Source organism: Streptomyces sp. NPDC045899, assembly GCF_056431485.1.
On record NZ_JBWKKP010000009.1, the window covers coordinates 228,483 to 247,142 of the forward strand.

Below are 18,660 nucleotides of genomic sequence, written 5' to 3' on the forward strand. Positions count from 1 at the left end.
GAAGACCCAGATGAACAACTTTCCCGGCAGCGGTATCTACGACCGCCCGATGGCCGAATCCCGCTATGTCGTGCCGCGCTTCGTCGAGCGCACCTCCCAGGGCATCCGTGAGTACGACCCGTACGCCAAGCTCTTCGAGGAGCGGGTGATCTTCCTGGGCGTGCAGATCGACGACGCATCGGCCAACGACGTCATGGCGCAGCTGCTGTGCCTGGAGTCGATGGACCCGGACCGCGACATTTCGGTCTACATCAACTCGCCCGGCGGCTCGTTCACCGCGCTGACCGCCATCTACGACACGATGCAGTTCGTCAAGCCCGACATCCAGACGGTCTGCATGGGCCAGGCGGCCTCCGCCGCCGCCGTGCTGCTCGCCGCCGGTACCCCCGGCAAGCGGATGGCGCTGCCCAACGCCCGGATCCTGATCCACCAGCCGTACAGCGAGACCGGCCGGGGTCAGGTCTCCGACCTGGAGATCGCGGCCAACGAGATCCTGCGGATGCGCTCGCAGCTGGAGGAGATGCTGGCCAAGCACTCCACCACGCCGATCGAGAAGATCCGCGACGACATCGAGCGGGACAAGATCCTCACCGCCGAGGAGTCGCTGGCGTACGGTCTGGTCGACCAGATCGTCTCGACCCGCAAGACCTCCGTCGGCCTCGGCTGACGCACCGGTGACATCGCCCCCCTCGGACCGAGTAGGTCCAAGGGGGGCCCGAACCGGGGGCCCGGCAAGGTACCGTCATAGAGGGCCGGAGCCGGTCTCCGGTCACACAGCAGAAAGCGCAGCGCAAGCACCCGGGTCCGCGGAGCAAAGCGGATCCAAGGCGAAGGGGAAGCACCTCGTGGCACGCATCGGTGACGGCGGCGACCTGCTCAAGTGCTCGTTCTGCGGGAAGAGCCAGAAGCAGGTGAAGAAGCTCATCGCGGGCCCGGGTGTGTACATCTGCGATGAGTGCATCGATCTCTGCAACGAGATCATCGAGGAGGAGCTCGCCGAGACCTCCGAGGTGCGCTGGGAGGAACTCCCCAAGCCGCGCGAGATCTACGAGTTCCTCGAGGGCTATGTGGTCGGCCAGGAAGCCGCCAAGAAGGCGCTCTCCGTCGCCGTCTACAACCACTACAAGCGGGTGCAGGCGGGCGAGAACGGCGGCAACAGCCGCGACGACGGCATCGAGTTGGCGAAGTCCAACATCCTGCTGCTCGGCCCCACCGGCTCCGGCAAGACGCTGCTGGCCCAGACCCTCGCCCGGATGCTCAACGTCCCCTTCGCCATCGCCGACGCCACCGCGCTCACCGAGGCGGGCTACGTCGGCGAGGACGTGGAGAACATCCTCCTGAAGCTCATCCAGGCCGCTGACTACGACGTCAAGAAGGCCGAGACGGGCATCATCTACATCGACGAGATCGACAAGGTGGCCCGCAAGAGCGAGAACCCCTCGATCACCCGCGATGTCTCCGGTGAGGGCGTCCAGCAGGCACTGCTGAAGATCCTCGAGGGCACCACCGCCTCGGTTCCGCCGCAGGGCGGCCGTAAGCACCCGCACCAGGAGTTCATCCAGATCGACACCACGAACGTGCTGTTCATCGTGGGCGGTGCGTTCGCCGGTCTGGAGAAGATCATTGAGTCGCGGGCGGGCGCCAAGGGCATCGGCTTCGGCGCCACCATCCGCTCCAAGCGCGAGATCGAGGCCAGCGACCAGTTCCAGGAGGTCATGCCGGAGGACCTGGTGAAGTTCGGGATGATCCCGGAGTTCATCGGCCGTCTCCCGGTCATCACCTCCGTCCACAACCTCGATCGCGAGGCGCTGCTCCAGATCCTGGTCGAGCCGCGGAACGCGCTGGTCAAGCAGTACCAGCGGCTGTTCGAACTCGACGGTGTGGAGCTGGACTTCGACCGTCCGGCCCTCGAGGCCATCGCCGACCAGGCCATCCTGCGCGGCACCGGCGCCCGCGGTCTGCGCGCCATCATCGAAGAGGTGCTGATGTCGGCGATGTACGAGGTGCCGTCCCGTAAGGACGTCGCCCGGGTCGTCATCACCGAGGAGGTCGTGCACTCCAACGTGAACCCGACCCTCGTCCCGCGCACCCGCGGCAGCGAGCCGGGCGAGCGCCACGAGAAGAGCGCCTGACCGCCTCAGCGCCCCGGCGCGGCCGTCAGCGCCCCCAGAGCGTACGAAGAGGGCCCCGGGTCTCCCGGGGGCCCTCTTCGTGTCTCCTGGTGCCTCTGACGCGCGCCTGAGGGCACCCCCGCGGCGCCCTCAGGCGGGCTTGCGGGTGTCCTTGTAGATACCGGCGGTCACCTTGGCGAAGGCTTCCAGGTCCACATCGGACGCGTCCTCGCTCTCACCGTCGACGTCCAGCACCATCGCGGCGTCCGTCTTCTCCGCCCAGGCGCAGGCCGGGGCGTAGAGCCGGTCGTAGATCTTGACGACCTCGCATTCGATGGCGGGGCCGTCCGCGCCGCCGGGCGTGAACTTCTTGCGCTTCTGCTCCACGCTCGGAGAGCTGTCGCCGCCCTTGAAGCCCTTGAACATCGAGTCCTGGACCTTCCCGGGATCGCTGATCTCGCCGTACATTCCGGAGAAGACCAGCCCCGAGTTCTCGTCGTCGGACTGGGTGTAGCGGGCCATGACGGAGGTCGCGCCCTTGGGCATGCTGTCCTGCACGGTCGTGCCCTCGTTCTTGAGGTCCGACGTGCCCTTGTCCAGCTTGTAGTTGCCCTCGTCGAGCTCCTTGGGGGTGACCAGCTTCATCGCCTCGGGCTTGTCCTCGCCACCGGTGAGCACCACGGCTCCGGTGACGACCGCAGCCGCCACCACGACCGCGGCGGCCGTAATGGCGATGATCTTGGTCTTGTTGCGGCCGCCGCCGGTTCCGGGAGCTCCGGTATAGGCGGGCTGGCCGTAGGGGCCCGGCTGCTGGGGGTAGCCGTAGCCCTGCTGGGGTGCCTGCGGCTGCTGGGGGTAGCCGTAGGACGGGGACTGGGCGTACGGGTTGGGCTCGCCCTGCGGCTGCTGCTGACCCCCGCCGTACGGATTGGGCTGACCGCCACCGAACGGTCCGGGCGGCGGACCGGGCGGCGGCGGTGGCTGGTTGTAGCTCATGGGTGCTGGGGATTCCCCTTTCCGGTTCGGTTACTTGATCTCGACGCGCGCGTCCTTGCGGACGTTGGCGGTGATGTCGGCGGCCTGGTCCAGGGTCAGACCCCGGCCGGACACCGCGGACGCCGTGTCGGAGACCACCACGTAGCCGACGGTGCTGTGGTCACCCCACATGCAGATCGGGATGGTGAACGACTTGGCCCCGCTGGTGGCGGACGACCCCGGGTTGAACTTGGCGTTCTGGCACTTCATCACGGCGTCGTCGAGCCCGCTGGGGGACTTCTCCTCCGGGCTGCCGACCAGTTCGGCCGTGGCGCCGCTGGACCCGGCGGACGGGTCGTCCGTGGCGGCCTTGGCCATCTTGTCGAAGGCGCCGTCGACGACCTTCGCGGGATCCTTCACCTCGCCCCAGACGCCCTTGAACTCCAGGGCCTTGAGGTCCATGCCCGAGCCCGACTTGTAGCGGGCGCCGGTGCCCTCCGGGTCGGTCACGCCGAAGGCGGCGAAGTCGCGCTTGTCGCTCTCGGACAGGGCGGAGCCCGAGTCCTGACCGGGCTCCTTCTGGTACTCCGAGGCAACCGTCTCGGGCGTCGTGAGCTTGTAGCGCTTGCCGTCGTCGGGGACCGAGCCGCCGACCTTGTCGCCGCCCTTGGCCTTGGATCCGCCCTTCTCGTCGTCACCGCCGCCCATGAGCACGATGCCGCCGATCACCGCGGCCACCACGACCACCGCGCCGATGGCGATGGCTATGCCCTTCTTCTTGTTGCCGCCCGGCTCTGGCTGGTACGGGCCCGGCCCGCCCGGCTGCCCGTAGGGCGGCTGCTGGCCGTACGGCTGCTGGGGCTGGCCGTACGGCGGGGCGGGCTGCTGGGGCTGCTGCGGGTAGCCGTAGCCCGCCTGCGGCTGGCCCTGCGGCTGCGCGTAGGGGTTCGGCGGCGGGGGCTGCTGCCCGTAGCCACCCTGCTGCGGGTAGCCGTAGCCGGGCTGGCCGGCGGCACCGCCCTGCCCGTAGGGACCCGGCTGCTGCGGCTGCTGGCCGTAGGGGCCCGGCTGGTTGTAGCTCATCTCAGTCCTTCGTTCGAACTCGGGTGTTGCTAGCTGTCCCGTGCGACGCGCGCGTCCTTGCGCACCTTGGCCGTCAGGTCGGCGGCGTCCTTCAAGGACATGCTGTCGCCCAGAACCGCGGCAGCCGGGTCCGCCATCACGGCCACGCCCAGGGTGTTCTCATCGCCCCAGACGCACGCGGGTGCCTCCATGGATCCCTGTTGCGATGTGAACTTCATCGACTGGCACTTCAGGACGTCCCCGTCGAAGTCCTTCGGGGTGAACTCCTGGGCCGAGCCGTTGGCCTCGGCGGTGCCGTTGTCCTGGAGGGTCTTGACGATGACCGCCAGGACGAGGTCGGCACCCCGCCGGGGGTCGGTCACCTCGCCCCAGACGCCGGTGAACTTCATCATCTTCTTGCCGGCCGTCTGGTAGTCGGCGGCCACCAGGTGCGGGTCCTTGACGACCGGGACGCTCCGGAGGTCCTTGCGGCCTGCCGCCGACAGATCGCTGTCGTCGGTGCCGGACCCCTGGCGCTGGTACTCCGCCGCGACCGTCTTGGGCGTCGTCAGCTTGTACGGACCGCTCTCGCCGCCGAGCAGCGCGAAGCCCCCCACCACCAGACCGCCCACGACCACCAGGGCGCCCACCGTGAGACCGATGGTCCGCCCCTTGCCGCGGCCACCGGACGCGGGAGCGGGTGGCGGTCCGCCGTAGTAGCCCGCCCCCTGCTGCGGCGCCCCCTGCTGCGGAGGCCCGCCGTAGGGCGTCTGGGGCGGTGCCGCGTACGGCCCCGGCGCGCCGTAGCCGCCCGGCTGTCCGTAGCCTCCCTGCGGGGGCTGGGCGTATCCGCCGGGCTGCTGGGCATACGGATTGGGCACAGGCGGCTGACCGGCGCCGTACGGCCCTGGCTGACCCCCATAGGGGCCGGGCTGCGGCGGCGGCTGCTGATAGCTCATCGTGCCTCTCTCCTTGATGCGCATGACAGGTGCGGAACATCCTTCCCGACGCGCTGCCGTGGCTCGGCGCCGGGGCCACAACGGGTTCGTAACGGACTGCCCCCGCCCTTTAGACTGCCGTCGTGACCGAGAACTCTTCGCAGCGCCCCGACGGGCCGAACAGCCACCCCGAACTGCCGACCCAGTACGCGCCGGCCGATGTAGAGGGGCAGTTGTACGAGCGCTGGGTAGAGCGAGGTTATTTCGAGGCCAGCGCGAAGAGCGACAAAGAGCCGTACACCGTCGTCATCCCGCCCCCGAACGTGACCGGATCGCTGCACCTCGGTCATGCCTTCGAGCACACCCTTATCGACGCGCTCACCCGGCGCAAGCGCATGCAGGGCTACGAGACGCTGTGGCAGCCCGGTATGGACCACGCCGGTATCGCCACGCAGAACGTGGTCGAGCGCGAACTGGCCAAGGAGGGCGTCTCCCGCCACGACCTGGGCCGGGAGGCGTTCGTCGAGCGGGTCTGGCGCTGGAAGGGCGAGTCCGGCGGGCAGATCTCCGGCCAGATGCGGCGCCTGGGCGACGGTGTCGCCTGGAACCGTGAGCGGTTCACGATGGACGAGGGCCTGTCCAAGTCCGTCCAGACCATCTTCAAGAAGCTCTACGACGATGAGCTGATCTACCGCGCCGAGCGCATCATCAACTGGTGCCCCCGCTGTCTCACGGCCATCTCCGACATCGAGGTCGAGTACGACGACGAGGACGGCGAGCTCGTCTCGATCCGCTATGGCGAGGGGGATACGTCGATCGTCGTCGCGACCACCCGCGCGGAGACGATGCTGGGCGACACCGCGGTCGCGGTCCACCCGGAGGACGAGCGCTACCGCCACCTGGTCGGTACCGAGATCGAACTGCCGCTCACCGGCCGTCGTATCCCGGTCGTCGCCGACGCCCACGTCGACCCGGAGTTCGGCACCGGCGCGGTCAAGGTCACCCCGGCCCACGACCCGAACGACTTCGAGATCGGCCAGCGCCACGGGCTGCCGAACCTCTCCGTCATGGACGAGCACGCGGTGATCACCGCCCACGGTCCCTTCCAGGGCCTGGACCGGCTGGAGGCCCGCAGCGCCATCGTCGGCGCGCTGCGCGCCGAGGGCCGCATCGTCGCCGAGAAGCGGCCGTACACCCACTCCGTCGGCCACTGCTCGCGCTGCAAGACCACCATCGAGCCGCGGCTGTCCATGCAGTGGTGGGTCAAGGTCGGTCCGCTCGCCAAGGCCGCGGGCGACGCGGTCCGCGACGGCCGGGTGAAGATCCACCCGGAGGACATGTCGAAGCGCTACTTCGACTGGGTCGACAATCTCCACGACTGGTGCATCTCGCGCCAGCTGTGGTGGGGCCACCGGATCCCGGTCTGGTACGGGCCGGAGGGCGAGGTCGTCTGCGTCGGACCGGACGAGGAGCCGCCGAGCGGCGCGGGCTGGCACCAGGACAACGACGTCCTGGACACCTGGTTCTCCTCCGGGCTGTGGCCGTTCTCCACGATGGGCTGGCCGGAGCGGACCGAGAGCCTGGAGAAGTTCTATCCGAACTCCGTCCTGGTCACCGGCTACGACATCCTCTTCTTCTGGGTCGCCCGGATGATGATGTTCGGCCTCTACGCGATGGACGGCACCCCGCCGTTCCACACCATCGCCCTGCACGGGATGGTCCGCGACCAGTTCGGCAAGAAGATGTCCAAGTCCTTCGGGAACGCGGTCAATCCGCTGGACTGGATGGACCAGTACGGCTCCGACGCGGTCCGCTTCACCCTGGCCCGCGGCGCCAACCCCGGTGTGGACGTCCCGATCGGCGAGGACTGGGTCCAGGCGTCCCGGAACTTCGCCAACAAGATCTGGAACGCGACCCGGTTCGCCCTGATGAACGGCGCCACGGTCGAGGGCGAACTCCCCGCCCCCGAGCGGCTCTCGGCCACCGACCGCTGGATCCTGTCCCGGCTGAACGAGGTCGTCGCCGAGGTCGACGCGTTCTACGAGGACTACCAGTTCGCCAAGCTCTCCGACGTCCTCTACCACTTCGCGTGGGACGAGGTCTTCGACTGGTACGTCGAGCTGTCCAAGACCACCTTCGCCAAGGGCGGTCCGGAGGCCGACGCCTCGCGCCGCGTCCTCGGTGAGGTCCTGGACGTCACCCTGCGGCTGCTGCACCCGGTCGTCCCGTTCGTCACCGAGAAGCTGTGGACCTCGCTGACCGGTCAGGAGTCGGTGGTCATCGCCGACTGGCCGAAGGACAGCGGCTTCCGGGACGAGGCGGCGGAGCGGGAGATCGAGAACCTCCAGCAGGTGGTCACCGAGGTCCGCCGGTTCCGTGCCGACCAGGGTCTCCAGCCCGGCCAGCGGGTCCCCGCGCGGCTCGACCTGTCCGGCACGCCGCTGGCGCCCCATGAGGACGCCATGCGGTCGCTGCTGCGTCTCCAGCCCGCCGGTGAGGAGTTCACCGCGACCGCCTCGCTGCCGGTCGCGGGCGCGACGGTGGCGCTGGACCTGTCCGGCGCGATCGACGTCGAGGCCGAGCGCAAGCGGCTGGCCAAGGACCTCGCCGCGGCCGAGAAGGACAAGGCGCAGACCACGGCGAAGCTGGCCAACGAGGGCTTCCTCGCCAAGGCGCCGGACCATGTGGTGGAGAAGATCCGCACCCGGCAGGCGACGGCCGAGGCCGATATCGCCCGCATCACCGCCCAGCTGGCGGCCCTGCCCAAGGGCTGATCCACCGCGTATCCACCAGCAGCGCCCCCGCCGTCCTACGGCGGGGGCGCTGACGCGTTCCGGCCCACTCCGGTCCGGGGCACACCGCTCCGGCACACCGATCTCACAGCGGATGCACAGGTATGCCCCATCGGGAACCACAACGGGCCTTCCGGGAGTCTTTCTCCGTGTACGTCCCGGAAGGAGATCTGGCCGAATGAACAAGCCCCTGCGGAACGCCTCGGTGTTCTCCCTGCTGCTGGTGCTGACCCTGATCGCCTGGGTCACCTACGTCCAGGTGGCGCGGGGCAGCAGCCTCCGGGACAACCCGCACAACAGCCGCAGGGCCATCTCCCGGTACGCCAGCCCCCTCGGTGACATCGTGGTCGGCGGCAAGCCGGTCACCGGCTCCCGGGCCACCGAGGGCAGTCTGCGCTACAAGCGCACCTACACCGACGGCGAGCTGTACGCGCCGGTCACCGGCTACGCCTCCCAGTCGTACGGCAGCAACCAGCTGGAAGCCCTGGAGCGCCCGGTCCTCGACGGCTCCGACAGCAGGCTGAAGAACCCCCTCCAGGCGGTCACCCGGGAGCGCTCCGAGCCCGGTGACGTGATCACCACGATCGACCCGGCCGCCCAGAAGGCCGCCTTCGAGGGGCTGGGGGACAAGACCGGCGCCGCCGTGGCGATCGATCCGGACACCGGCCGCGTCCTCGCCCTGGTGAGCACGCCCTCCTACGACCCCGGAACCTTCGCGGGCTCCTCCGCCGACGACCAGAAGGCATGGCAGGCGCTCCAGAAGGACGAGAACCAGCCGATGCTGAACCGGGCGCTGCGCCAGACGTACCCGCCGGGTTCGGCCTTCAAGCTGGTGGTGGCCGCCGCCGCGCTGGAGGACGGGCTGTACGACTCGGTGGACGTGCCGACCAAGAGCCCCGATCCGTATCTGCTGCCGGGCACCGCCACCCGGATGCGCAACGAGAACCCGTCCGCGCCCTGTGAGGACGCGACGATCCGTACCGCCCTCCAGTACTCGTGCAACACGGTCTTCGCGAAGATGGCCGTGGACCTGGGCCAGAAGAAGGTGGCGGCGCAGGCCGAGAAGCTGGGCTTCGGCGACTCCGAGCTGGACATCCCGGTGCGTGCCGCGAAGAGCGTCTATCCGGACGGGATGAACGACGCGCAGACCGGACTGAGCGGTATCGGCCAGTTCGACGTCACCGCGACCCCGCTCCAGATGGCCATGGTGACCTCGGCCATCGCCGGGGACGGCAAGCTGATGACGCCGCACCTGGTGGACCGTACGACCGACGGCGGCGCGTCCGCCCTGGACCGCACCGGGCCGGAGGAGTACGGCCGGGCGATGTCCGAGGACACCGCGGCCCAGCTGCGCTCGGCGATGCGGACCGTGGTGGACGAGGGCACCGGCACCAACGCCCGGATCCCCGGGACGGAGGTGGGCGGCAAGACCGGTACCGCGCAGCACGGGGAGAACAACAGCGGTAAGCCGTACGCGTGGTTCGTCAGTTACGCGGATGACGGCAAGGGGCACAAGGTGGCGGTGGCGGTGGTGGTCGAGGACAGCGACGCCGCGCGCGCCGACGTCTCCGGCGGGGGCCTGGCCGGTCCGATCGCCCGGTCGGTGATGCGGGCCACGCTGGACTGACGGTACGAGGCCCTGTCCTGTCGGTCTTCGTGGATCAGCCCGTCAGCGCGGCGAGGTGCGGTGCCAGGCGTCGCGGGCCCGCGAAGACCGGCAGGACAGGGTCTGGGCGCGCGAAGGACCCGCGGGTTCTGACTCGTAGACTGGACCGCGTGAGCGAGCGCCCCCAGAACGAAGCCGACGAACCGGACGAATTCGAAGAGATCGTCGAAGCCGAGACCGACCGTGATCCCGACCTGGCGGTGATCGAGGCAGGCAGCCGGACCCTGCGTACCCAGTCCGGGCCGCCGCAGGGTGACGGCATCCCGGCCCGGCCCACCGATCCCGAGGTGGACCGCGCGCTGCGCGAGGTGGAGGCGGAGCTGGCCGCGCGCTGGCCGGAGACCAAGCTGGACCCGTCGCTCGCGCGTGTCGAGGCGCTGATGGACATCCTCGGCTCCCCGCAGCGCGCCTACCCCTCGATCCACATCACCGGGACCAACGGCAAGACCAGTACCGCGCGCATGATCGAGTCGCTGCTGGGCGCCTTCGAGCTGCGCACCGGCCGCTACACCAGCCCGCATGTGCAGTCCATCACCGAGCGGATCAGCCTGGACGGCGCGCCCATCTCCGCCGAGCGGTTCATCGAGACATACCAGGACATCAAGCCGTATGTGGACATGGTGGACGGGCAGCAGGAGCACCGGCTGTCCTTCTTCGAGGTACTCACCGGGATGGCCTACGCGGCCTTCGCCGACGCGCCGGTGGACATCGCGGTCGTCGAGGTCGGCATGGGCGGCTCCTGGGACGCCACCAATGTGATCGACGCGGGGGTCTCGGTGATCATGCCGATCTCCCTGGACCACACCGCCCGGCTCGGCACCACGCCCGAGCAGATCGCCGTGGAGAAGTCCGGGATAGTCAAGCAGGACGCCACCGTGGTGCTGGCGCAGCAGCCGGTGGAGGCCGCGTCCGTGATCCTCAAGCGCGCGGTCGAGGTGGACGCCACGGTCGCCCGTGAGGGCATGGAGTTCGGAGTGCTCTCCCGCGAGGTGGCGGTCGGCGGTCAGCTGCTGACCCTGCGCGGCCTCGGCGGTGAGTACCCGGAGGTCTTCCTCCCGCTGTACGGCGCCCACCAGGCGCACAACGCCGCGGTGGCCCTGGCCGCCGTCGAGGCGTTCTTCGGCGTCGGCACCCAGCACGCCCGCACGCTCGACATGGACACCGTCCGCACCGCCTTCGCCTCGGTCACCTCGCCCGGCCGGATGGAGGTCGTCCGCCGCAGCCCCACCGTGGTGCTGGACGCCGCCCACAACCCGGCGGGCGCGCGCGCCGCGGCCGAGGCCGTCACCGAGGCGTTCGGCTTCAGCCGGCTGATCGGAGTGGTCGGGGCCAGCGACGACAAGGACGTGCGCGGGCTGCTGGAGGCGTTCGAGCCGGTTTTCGCCGAGGTCGTGGTGACCCGCAACTCCACCCATCGCGCGATGGACGCGGACGAGCTGGCGGCCATCGCGGTCGAGGTGTTCGGCGCCGACCGGGTGCAGGTCGAGCCCCGGCTGGACGACGCGCTGGAGCAGGCTGTCACCCTGGCGGAGGAAGAGAGCGAATACTCCGGCGCAGGGGTCCTGGTCACCGGATCCGTGATCACGGTCGGCGAGGCCCGGCTGCTTCTGGGAAAGGGCTGAAATGCGAACGCTGTGCGCCTCCACCCTGATCGGTGAGTTCTTCGTCATCGGCTTCGGGGGGCTGGTCGCGATGAAGACGGCCGATCTGTCGGCCGGAGTCGTCTGGACGGTCTGCGGTGTCGGCATGGCGCTGTGCGTGCTGCTGTGCGGGATGCTCAGCCGTCCCGGGGCGGTGCAGATCGGCTGGGCCCTCCAGCTGGGCCTGGTGCTGAGCGGGCTGGTCGTCCCCGTGATGTTCTTCCTCGGCGCGGTCTTCGCCGGGCTGTGGTGGGCCTCGGTCCACTTCGGCCGGAAGGTCGACGCGGCCAAGGCCCGGTACGCCGGAGCCGGTGCCACTCCGTCCGCTGACGCTGCGTAACGTGACCGCTGTTCACCCATGTAGCCTCTGCGGCACAGCTTCACCCGCATGCCATTTCTCAAAGGAGCCCGCACCGTGAGCCAGCGCACCCTCGTCCTTCTCAAGCCCGACGCCGTACGCCGCGGTCTGGTGGGCGAGGTCCTGGGGCGGATCGAGAAGAAGGCGGGCTGGCGGATCACCGCCCTGGAGCTGCGTGAGCTGGGCCGTGACCTTCTGGAGCAGCACTACGCCGAGCACGTCGGCAAGCCGTTCTACGAGCCGCTGGTGGAGTTCATGTCCTCCGGCCCGGTCGTGGCCCTGGTCGTCGAGGGCGAGCGCGTGATCGAGGGCGTACGGGCGCTGGCCGGTCCGACCGACCCGATCGCCGCCGCCCCGGGCTCCATCCGCGGGGATTTCGGCACCATCGTTCGGGAGAATCTCATCCACGCCTCGGACTCGGAGGAGTCCGCACAGCGGGAAATCAAGATTTTCTTTCCCGGTCTCGCCTGATTCCGGCCGGATCCCATCCGGCCTGGGCTAAATGATCATCAACTCGTCACACCCCTGCTGACCTGGGGGCGGCCGAATTCATCGGCCGCCCCTCCGCATATGCGGCCCGATCGGGGGAACGCATCTCCGCGACACGACGTCACCATTAGAGGGGGCGGGCTCGTGTTCTGCTGACAATGGCGGAGGACCCCCGCAGCGTGTTCGAGCGGGCGTGACTACGATGAAGCCTCCGCGCCTCGCAGCGCACCCATCCTGCCGAACCTCAAGCAAGCAATCGCTCCAGTAGGGAAGGCCTGACGTATCCTCATGGGGAACAATATGTCGTTCATCGGCCGTGACATGGCTGTCGACCTCGGCACCGCCAACACGCTGGTGTACGTCAGGGGCCGCGGGATCGTTCTCAACGAGCCGTCCGTCGTCGCCATCAACACCAACACCGGCGGAATTCTCGCCGTGGGCGCCGAGGCGAAGAAGATGATCGGCCGGACCCCTGGCAACATCGTCGCCGTGCGTCCGCTCAAGGACGGCGTCATCGCCGACTTCGAGATCACCGAGCGGATGCTGCGGTACTTCATCCTGAAGATCCACAAGCGCCGCTATCTCGCCCGGCCCCGTGTGGTGGTGTGTGTGCCGTCCGGTATCACCGGTGTGGAGCGCCGTGCCGTCATCGAGGCGTCCACCCAGGCGGGTGCCCGCCAGGTGCACATCATCGAGGAGCCCATGGCCGCCGCCATCGGTTCCGGTCTGCCGGTGCACGAGGCCACCGGCAACATGGTCGTGGACATCGGCGGCGGCACCACCGAGGTCGCCGTGATCTCGCTCGGCGGCATCGTCACCGCGCAGTCCATCCGGGTGGCGGGCGATGAGCTGGACAACGCGATCATCCAGCACATCAAGAAGGAGTACAGCCTCCTGCTCGGCGAGCGCACCGCCGAGAACATCAAGATCACCATCGGCTCCGCGTTCGAGAGCGACCAGGAGGAGCACACCGAGATCCGTGGCCGTGACCTGGTCAGCGGACTCCCCAAGACCGTCGTCATCTCCGCCGCCGAGGTCCGCAAGGCGATGGAGGAGCCGGTCAACTCGATCGTCGACGCGGTCAAGACGACCCTCGACAAGTGCCCCCCGGAGCTCTCCGGTGACGTGATGGACCGCGGCATCGTGCTCACCGGCGGTGGCGCCCTGCTGCGCGGCCTGGACGAGCGGCTGCGCCGTGAGACCGGGATGCCGATCCACATCGCCGAGGACCCGCTGGACTCCGTCGCGCTCGGCTCCGGCAAGTGCGTCGAGGAGTTCGAGGCGCTCCAGCAGGTGCTGGACGCCCAGCCCCGCAGATGACAACCCGGCGAATCCGCCGCACGGGTCGACAGCCGCTGGCTGTCCGTGCGGCGGATCGCTGATATACAGGCATAAGGCTCCTTAAGGACCGGCCGCAGAGCACATATCGCCGGGACCGGTCCGACTCCGACGAGGAAGGCACGTCGCCGCACGTGAGGGACACACGAGAGAGCCGGCTGCTCCTGGTGCTGCTGGTCGCCATCGCGTTCGCGCTGATCACGGTGGACATCCGCGGCGGCGAGGATTCACCCCTCGACGGCGCGCGCCAGGCCGCCGCTTCGGTTTTCGGCCCGGTGGAGGACGGCGTCGCGTCCGCCGTCGACCCGGTCGGCAACGCGGTGGCGGCCGTCCGGGACTCCGACGACCGGCACAACCGCATCAAGGCGCTGGAGCAGGAGAACGCCAAGCTCAAGGCGCGGCTCGGCAGCAACGACCGCAACCGCGCGCGGGTGGTCGAACTCGACAGGCTGCGGAAGGTCGCCAGCCGCGGCCAGTACGGCATCAAGGGCGCCGAGGTCATCGGTATCGGCGCCGCCCAGGGCTTCTCCTGGACCGTCACCATCGACATCGGCAGCGACGACGGCATCCGCCGCGATATGACCGTCCTCAACGGTGACGGACTGGTCGGCCGGGTCACCACCGTCGGCCCCTCCACCTCCACCGTGCTGCTCGCCATCGACCCGGACTTCACCGTCGGCACCCGGATGGAGAAGTCCGGTGAGCTCGGCTTCGCGGGCGGTCGCGGTGACCGCTCGCTCCACGTCCAGCTGTTGAACGGGAAGGCGAAGATCAAGAAGGGTGACCGCATGGTCACCTTCGGCTCCCAGGCGGACAAGCCCTTCGTGCCCGGCGTTCCGGTCGGCAAGGTCGTCCGGGTGGACCCCACCGGCGGCGACCTCACCCGCACCCTCCAGGTGCGCCCCTACGTGTCGTTCAGCAAGCTGGACATCGTCGGCGTCGTGGTCGAGCCGCCGCCCTCCAACCCGCGGGACACCGTGCTGCCGCCCAAGCCGGCCAAGCCCAAGCCGACTCCGACGGTCACCGTGACGGCGACCCCCTCCGGCAACGCCGACCGGCGGGGCAACACGGCCGCCGGGACCGACACGACGGGGAACGGCACGACCGGGAACGGCACCGCCGCCAACGGGGACAACGACGCCGCCAACAGCGACAACGGGGACTGACCGATGCTGCACCTCAACCGGATCCTCCTGTCGACCCTCCTCGTCCTCTTCGCCCTGCTCACCCAGATCTGCGTACTGGCCCGGCTGCAACTGCCCGGCGCCGTCCCGGATCTGCTGCTGCTCGTCGTCCTCGGTCTCGCCCTGGTCTACGGCCACACCGGTGGCGCCCTCATCGGCTTCGGCGCCGGGCTGCTGGCCGACCTCGCGCCGCCCGCCGACCACGCGGTCGGCCGCTACGCCCTGGTGCTGTGTGTCATCGGCTATCTGGCCGGGCTCGCCAAACCGGAGAGCGGCCAGCTCCGGTCGGCCACCGGCCCCATGCTGGTGGTCGTCGGGGCGGCCATCGGCGCCACCCTGCTGTACGCGGGAGTCGGCGAGCTCGTGGGTGATGACGCGGCCCGCCATGTGGGCCTGGGCAAGCTGCTGTTCACCGCGGCCCTCTACGACCTGCTGCTGGCCCCCTTCGCGGTACCACTGATCATGGCGCTCGCCCGGAAGGCCGAGAACGATCCGATGGCGGACAGCGCGGGCGGCCCCGGCGGTGACAGCGCGTCCCGCTGGATCAGCGCCGCGGGCGGGGTCCGCACCGCGCGGGCGGGCCGGATGAGCCGGCTGAAGCGCATCGGCCGCCCGGCCCGGATCGGCGGCCAGCGCGGCGGCGGTCTCCTCGCCAAGGCGGGCAAGGGCCGGACCGGACGTATCAAGGGGGTCAAGCGCCTGTGAGCAACATTCCCGAGACCGGGCGGACCCCGCGGGTCACCGTCCGGCTGGTCGCCATCCAGATCCTCGTCTTCTCCCTGCTGCTCACCCTCGGCGGACGGCTGTGGTACCTCCAGATCCGCAACGGCGACGAGTACACCAGGAAGGCCGCCAACAACCACGTCCAGCAGGTCGTCCACCCCGCGGTGCGCGGCTCGATACTGGACGCGCGGGGCGTGCCGCTGGCCGACAACGAGACCCGGCTCGTGGTCTCCGCCAGCCGGACCGCGCTCATGAAGGAGCCGGACGACGGCAAGGCCGTGCTCACCCGGCTCGCGGGCGTGCTGAAGATGAAGCCCGAGGACGTGCAGGACAAGGTCCGGCTGTGTGACGCCAAGACGCCGCAGCCGTGCTGGAACGGCTCCCCCTACCAGCCCATCCCGATCACCGACGAGGCCAGCCCGCAACAGGCCCTGCAGATCCGGGAGCGCGAGGAGGACTTCCCCGGGATCAGCGCCGAGCCCACCGCCGTGCGCCGGTACGCCGCGCCCGCCGGGTCCAACGCCGCGCAGGTCCTCGGCTATCTCTCCCCGGTCACCGACGAGCAGATCAAGAAGGCCGAGAAGACCAAGTCGCCGCTGCTCCGCTCGGACCAGGTGGGCAGCAACGGCCTGGAGCACCAGTACGACAGCCGGCTGCGCGGCAAGGCCGGGGTCACCCGCTACGAGGTCGACAACCTCGGCCGGGTGATCGGGCAGAAGGAGAGCCAGAAGGCCCGCCCCGGGGACAACGTCGTCACCAGCATCGACTCCCGCGTCCAGGCGGTCGCGGAGAAGGAGCTGGCGCAGGCGATGAAGGACGCCCGCAAGGTGCACGACCGGAACACCGGCATCAACTACAAGGCCGACTCCGGCGCGGTCGTGGTGATGGAGGCGAAGACGGGCCGGGTGGTGGCCATGGCCTCCAACCCGACCTACGACCCCAATGCCTGGGTCGGTGGTATCTCCGGCAAGGACTACAAGCAGCTCACCGGCAAGAACTCCAACTACCCGCTGCTGAACCGGGCCATCCAGGGCCAGGCGGCCCCCGGCTCGATCTTCAAGGTGATCCCGACGACCGCCGCGGTCAACGCCGGGTACGACTTCGACGGCCGCTTCCCCTGCACCAGCTCCTTCAGCATCGGCAACCAGGTCTTCAAGAACTTCGAGTCGGCCAACTACGGCTCCATCAACCTCGGCCGGGCCCTCGAGGTCTCCTGCGACACGGTCTTCTACAACCTCGCCTACGAGCAGTGGAAGAAGGACGGCGGCAACAAGCCCAAGAAGAAGCCCGCGGACTGGTTCTACAAGACCGCCCACCAGTTCGGCCTGGGCAAGGAGACCGGGATCGACCTGCCCAACGAGGTCACCGGCCGGGTCCCGGACCGCCAGTGGAAGAAGGACTACTGGAAGGCCAACAAGGACGGCTGGTGCAAGAGCGCCAAGAAGGACGGCGACTACGGCCAGCGGCTCTCCTACGAGAACTGCCTCGAGGGCATGAAGATGCGCGCCGGTGACTCGGTGAACTTCTCCATCGGCCAGGGTGACACCCTCGTCACGCCGATCCAGATGGCCACCGTCTACGCGGCCATCTCCAACGGCGGCACGCTGTACGACCCGAGCATCGGCAAGGCGATCATCAGCCCCGACGGCAAGAAGATCACCAAGATCAAGCCCACCCCGCACGGCAAGCTGCCGATGAACGCCGCCACCCGCGACAAGATCGACAGCGCGCTCGCCGGTGTGGCCACCCGGGGCACCGCCGCCTGGCGGTTCGGCGGCTGGCCGCAGGACAAGATCCCGATGCACGCCAAGACCGGTACCGCCGAGGTCTACGGCAAGCAGACCACCTCGTGGTTCGCGACGTACACCAAGGACTACTCGGTCGTCATGACGATCTCCCAGGGCGGTACCGGCTCCGGGGCCTCGGGCCCGGCCGTTCGCAAGATCTACAACGCCCTCTACGGCATCGGCGGCAAGGGCGGTATCGACAAGAAGAAGGCGCTGCTGCCCGAGCCGCAGGCCGATCTCCCCAAGATCGAGTCCGATGGCTCCATCGAGGCCCAGCCCCTGGGCAAGCAGTTCGCCGTCACGGCGAACGACCGGCGCAGGGGGGCACAGCGATGAGCGCGTCCACCCGCGACTACTCCGTCCGCCGCTTCACCCCGGAGCGCGGCACCTGGAGCAAGCTGACCGCCCGTGACTCGCTGGTGCGCCGGCTGGACTGGGTGCTGCTGGTCTGCGCGCTCGCACTGTCCGCCATCGGCGCGGCGCTGGTGTACTCCGCGACCCGCAACCGCACCGAGCTCAACCAGGGCGATCCGTACTACTTCCTGGTCCGGCACGCCCTCAACACCGGTATCGGGCTGCTGCTGGCCATCGGCACCATCTGGCTGGGCCACCGCACCCTGCGCGGGGCGGTGCCGATCCTCTACGGGCTCTCCGTGGTGCTGGTGCTGGCCGTGCTCACCCCGCTGGGCTCGACCGTCAACGGTGCCCACGCCTGGATCCAGGTCGGCGGCGGGTTCTCCCTCCAGCCCTCCGAGTTCGCCAAGATCACGATCATCCTGGGGATGGCCATACTGCTGGCGACCCGGGTGGACGCGGGCGACCGGGTGCACCCCGACCACCGCACCGTGGTCCAGTCCCTCGGGCTGGCCGCGCTGCCCATCGCCATCGTGCTGCTGATGCCGGACCTCGGTTCGGTGATGGTGATGGCGGTGATCGTGCTCGCCGTACTGCTGGCCTCCGGTGCCTCCAACCGGTGGGTCGCCGGGCTGATCCTCACCGCGGTGACGGGCGCGGTGCTCATCTGGCAGCTCGGCGTGCTGGACCAGTACCAGATCGACCGCTTCGCGGCCTTCGCCAACCCCGCCCTGGACCCGGCCGGTGTCGGCTACAACACCAACCAGGCGCGGATCGCGATCGGTTCGGGCGGGCTCACCGGCAAGGGGCTGTTCCACGGCACCCAGACCACCGGCCAGTTCGTGCCCGAGCAGCAGACCGACTTCGTCTTCACGGTGGCGGGGGAGGAGCTGGGCTTCCTCGGCGCGGGCCTGATCATCGTGCTGCTGGGGATCGTGCTGTGGCGGGCCTGCCGCATCGCCCGGGACACCAGTGAACTGTACGGGACGGTCGTCGCCGCCGGGATCATCGCCTGGTTCGCCTTCCAGGCGTTCGAGAACATCGGGATGACACTCGGCATCATGCCGGTGGCGGGACTGCCGCTGCCGTTCGTCTCCTACGGCGGCTCCTCGATGTTCGCCGTCTGGATCGCGGTCGGGCTGCTCCAGTCCATCCGGGTGCAGCGGCCGGTTTCCGCCTGACACCGTCGTCAGTCGCTCCGGGGGCTCCGGGGGGCTCCCCGCACCGGCCCCGGAGCGACTAA

The 18,660-nt window shown here is 69.4% G+C and carries 15 protein-coding genes; 12 read left to right on the plus strand and 3 right to left on the minus strand.

Annotation, left to right across the window (positions count from 1 at the left end; translation table 11 throughout):
• Positions 1-10 precede the first annotated feature (10 nt).
• Positions 11-667, plus strand: a complete 657-nt coding sequence (locus AC07FT_RS16265; protein WP_471205461.1) for an ATP-dependent Clp protease proteolytic subunit — start codon at positions 11-13, stop codon at positions 665-667.
• Between the two features lie 178 nt (positions 668-845).
• Complete coding sequence (clpX, locus tag AC07FT_RS16270; protein WP_432039212.1) at positions 846-2,132, plus strand: ATP-dependent Clp protease ATP-binding subunit ClpX; 1,287 nt, start codon at positions 846-848, stop codon at positions 2,130-2,132.
• 129 nt (positions 2,133-2,261) lie between these two features.
• On the opposite strand, the gene AC07FT_RS16275 is transcribed toward clpX, so the two are convergent.
• From AC07FT_RS16275 to AC07FT_RS16285, 3 genes are read right to left on the minus strand one after another with little or no spacing between them, the layout of a single operon-like run.
• Positions 2,262-3,107: a hypothetical protein gene (locus AC07FT_RS16275; protein ID WP_479176760.1), complete on the minus strand. Its 846-nt coding sequence runs from the start codon at positions 3,105-3,107 to the stop codon at positions 2,262-2,264.
• A gap of 30 nt (positions 3,108-3,137) precedes the next feature.
• Positions 3,138-4,169 (minus strand): hypothetical protein, encoded by a 1,032-nt coding sequence (locus AC07FT_RS16280; RefSeq protein ID WP_471205457.1) that lies wholly within the window; start codon positions 4,167-4,169, stop codon positions 3,138-3,140.
• Positions 4,170-4,198: 29 nt separating this feature from the next.
• Positions 4,199-5,107: a hypothetical protein gene (locus AC07FT_RS16285; RefSeq protein WP_479176761.1), complete on the minus strand. Its 909-nt coding sequence runs from the start codon at positions 5,105-5,107 to the stop codon at positions 4,199-4,201.
• A gap of 122 nt (positions 5,108-5,229) precedes the next feature.
• On the opposite strand from AC07FT_RS16285, the gene AC07FT_RS16290 reads away from it, so the two are divergent.
• The 10 genes from AC07FT_RS16290 to rodA all read left to right on the plus strand — a co-directional run bounded on the left by AC07FT_RS16290 (position 5,230) and on the right by rodA (position 18,598).
• Positions 5,230-7,860 carry a valine--tRNA ligase gene (locus AC07FT_RS16290; RefSeq protein ID WP_479176762.1) on the plus strand — a complete coding sequence of 877 codons (2,631 nt, stop codon included), beginning with the start codon at positions 5,230-5,232 and terminating at the stop codon, positions 7,858-7,860.
• Positions 7,861-8,056: 196 nt separating this feature from the next.
• Positions 8,057-9,505: a peptidoglycan D,D-transpeptidase FtsI family protein gene (locus tag AC07FT_RS16295; RefSeq protein WP_479176763.1), complete on the plus strand. Its 1,449-nt coding sequence runs from the start codon at positions 8,057-8,059 to the stop codon at positions 9,503-9,505.
• Positions 9,506-9,654: 149 nt separating this feature from the next.
• Positions 9,655-11,166, plus strand: a complete 1,512-nt coding sequence (gene folC, locus AC07FT_RS16300; protein ID WP_479176764.1) for a bifunctional tetrahydrofolate synthase/dihydrofolate synthase — start codon at positions 9,655-9,657, stop codon at positions 11,164-11,166.
• 1 nt (position 11,167) lies between these two features.
• Complete coding sequence (locus tag AC07FT_RS16305; protein WP_471205449.1) at positions 11,168-11,524, plus strand: DUF4233 domain-containing protein; 357 nt, start codon at positions 11,168-11,170, stop codon at positions 11,522-11,524.
• Between the two features lie 75 nt (positions 11,525-11,599).
• Positions 11,600-12,013 (plus strand): nucleoside-diphosphate kinase, encoded by a 414-nt coding sequence (gene ndk / locus AC07FT_RS16310; protein WP_471205447.1) that lies wholly within the window; start codon positions 11,600-11,602, stop codon positions 12,011-12,013.
• Positions 12,014-12,331: 318 nt separating this feature from the next.
• The gene (locus AC07FT_RS16315) at positions 12,332-13,351 is read left to right on the plus strand and encodes a rod shape-determining protein (RefSeq protein WP_060944038.1); all 1,020 of its coding nucleotides are present in this window, start codon (positions 12,332-12,334) and stop codon (positions 13,349-13,351) included.
• A 152-nt stretch (positions 13,352-13,503) separates the two neighbouring features.
• Entirely contained in the window at positions 13,504-14,535 is a 1,032-nt protein-coding gene (gene mreC / locus AC07FT_RS16320; protein WP_479176765.1) for a rod shape-determining protein MreC, read from the plus strand.
• 6 nt (positions 14,536-14,541) lie between these two features.
• Positions 14,542-15,258 (plus strand): rod shape-determining protein MreD, encoded by a 717-nt coding sequence (mreD, locus tag AC07FT_RS16325; protein ID WP_471205537.1) that lies wholly within the window; start codon positions 14,542-14,544, stop codon positions 15,256-15,258.
• Positions 15,255-17,399, plus strand: coding sequence for a penicillin-binding protein 2 (mrdA, locus tag AC07FT_RS16330; RefSeq protein WP_479176766.1), 2,145 nt, complete (start codon positions 15,255-15,257; stop codon positions 17,397-17,399). The genes mreD and mrdA overlap by 4 nt, the downstream gene beginning before the upstream one ends.
• Entirely contained in the window at positions 17,396-18,598 is a 1,203-nt protein-coding gene (gene rodA, locus AC07FT_RS16335) for a rod shape-determining protein RodA (RefSeq protein ID WP_254740452.1), read from the plus strand. Before mrdA ends, rodA begins: the two co-directional genes overlap by 4 nt.
• Positions 18,599-18,660: the final 62 nt, after the last annotated feature.

What these genes read in the sequence shown, in the direction of transcription:
- AC07FT_RS16265 (WP_471205461.1), top strand. Translation starts at nt 11, where the DNA reads ATGAACAACTTTCCCGGCAGCGGTATCTACGACCGCCCGATGGCCGAA.
- AC07FT_RS16275 (WP_479176760.1), bottom strand. Translation starts at nt 3,107, where the DNA reads ATGAGCTACAACCAGCCACCGCCGCCGCCCGGTCCGCCGCCCGGACCG.
- AC07FT_RS16280 (WP_471205457.1), bottom strand. Translation starts at nt 4,169, where the DNA reads ATGAGCTACAACCAGCCGGGCCCCTACGGCCAGCAGCCGCAGCAGCCG.
- AC07FT_RS16285 (WP_479176761.1), bottom strand. Translation starts at nt 5,107, where the DNA reads ATGAGCTATCAGCAGCCGCCGCCGCAGCCCGGCCCCTATGGGGGTCAG.
- AC07FT_RS16295 (WP_479176763.1), top strand. Translation starts at nt 8,057, where the DNA reads ATGAACAAGCCCCTGCGGAACGCCTCGGTGTTCTCCCTGCTGCTGGTG.
- AC07FT_RS16305 (WP_471205449.1), top strand. Translation starts at nt 11,168, where the DNA reads ATGCGAACGCTGTGCGCCTCCACCCTGATCGGTGAGTTCTTCGTCATC.
- AC07FT_RS16315 (WP_060944038.1), top strand. Translation starts at nt 12,332, where the DNA reads ATGTCGTTCATCGGCCGTGACATGGCTGTCGACCTCGGCACCGCCAAC.
- rodA (WP_254740452.1), top strand. Translation starts at nt 17,396, where the DNA reads ATGAGCGCGTCCACCCGCGACTACTCCGTCCGCCGCTTCACCCCGGAG.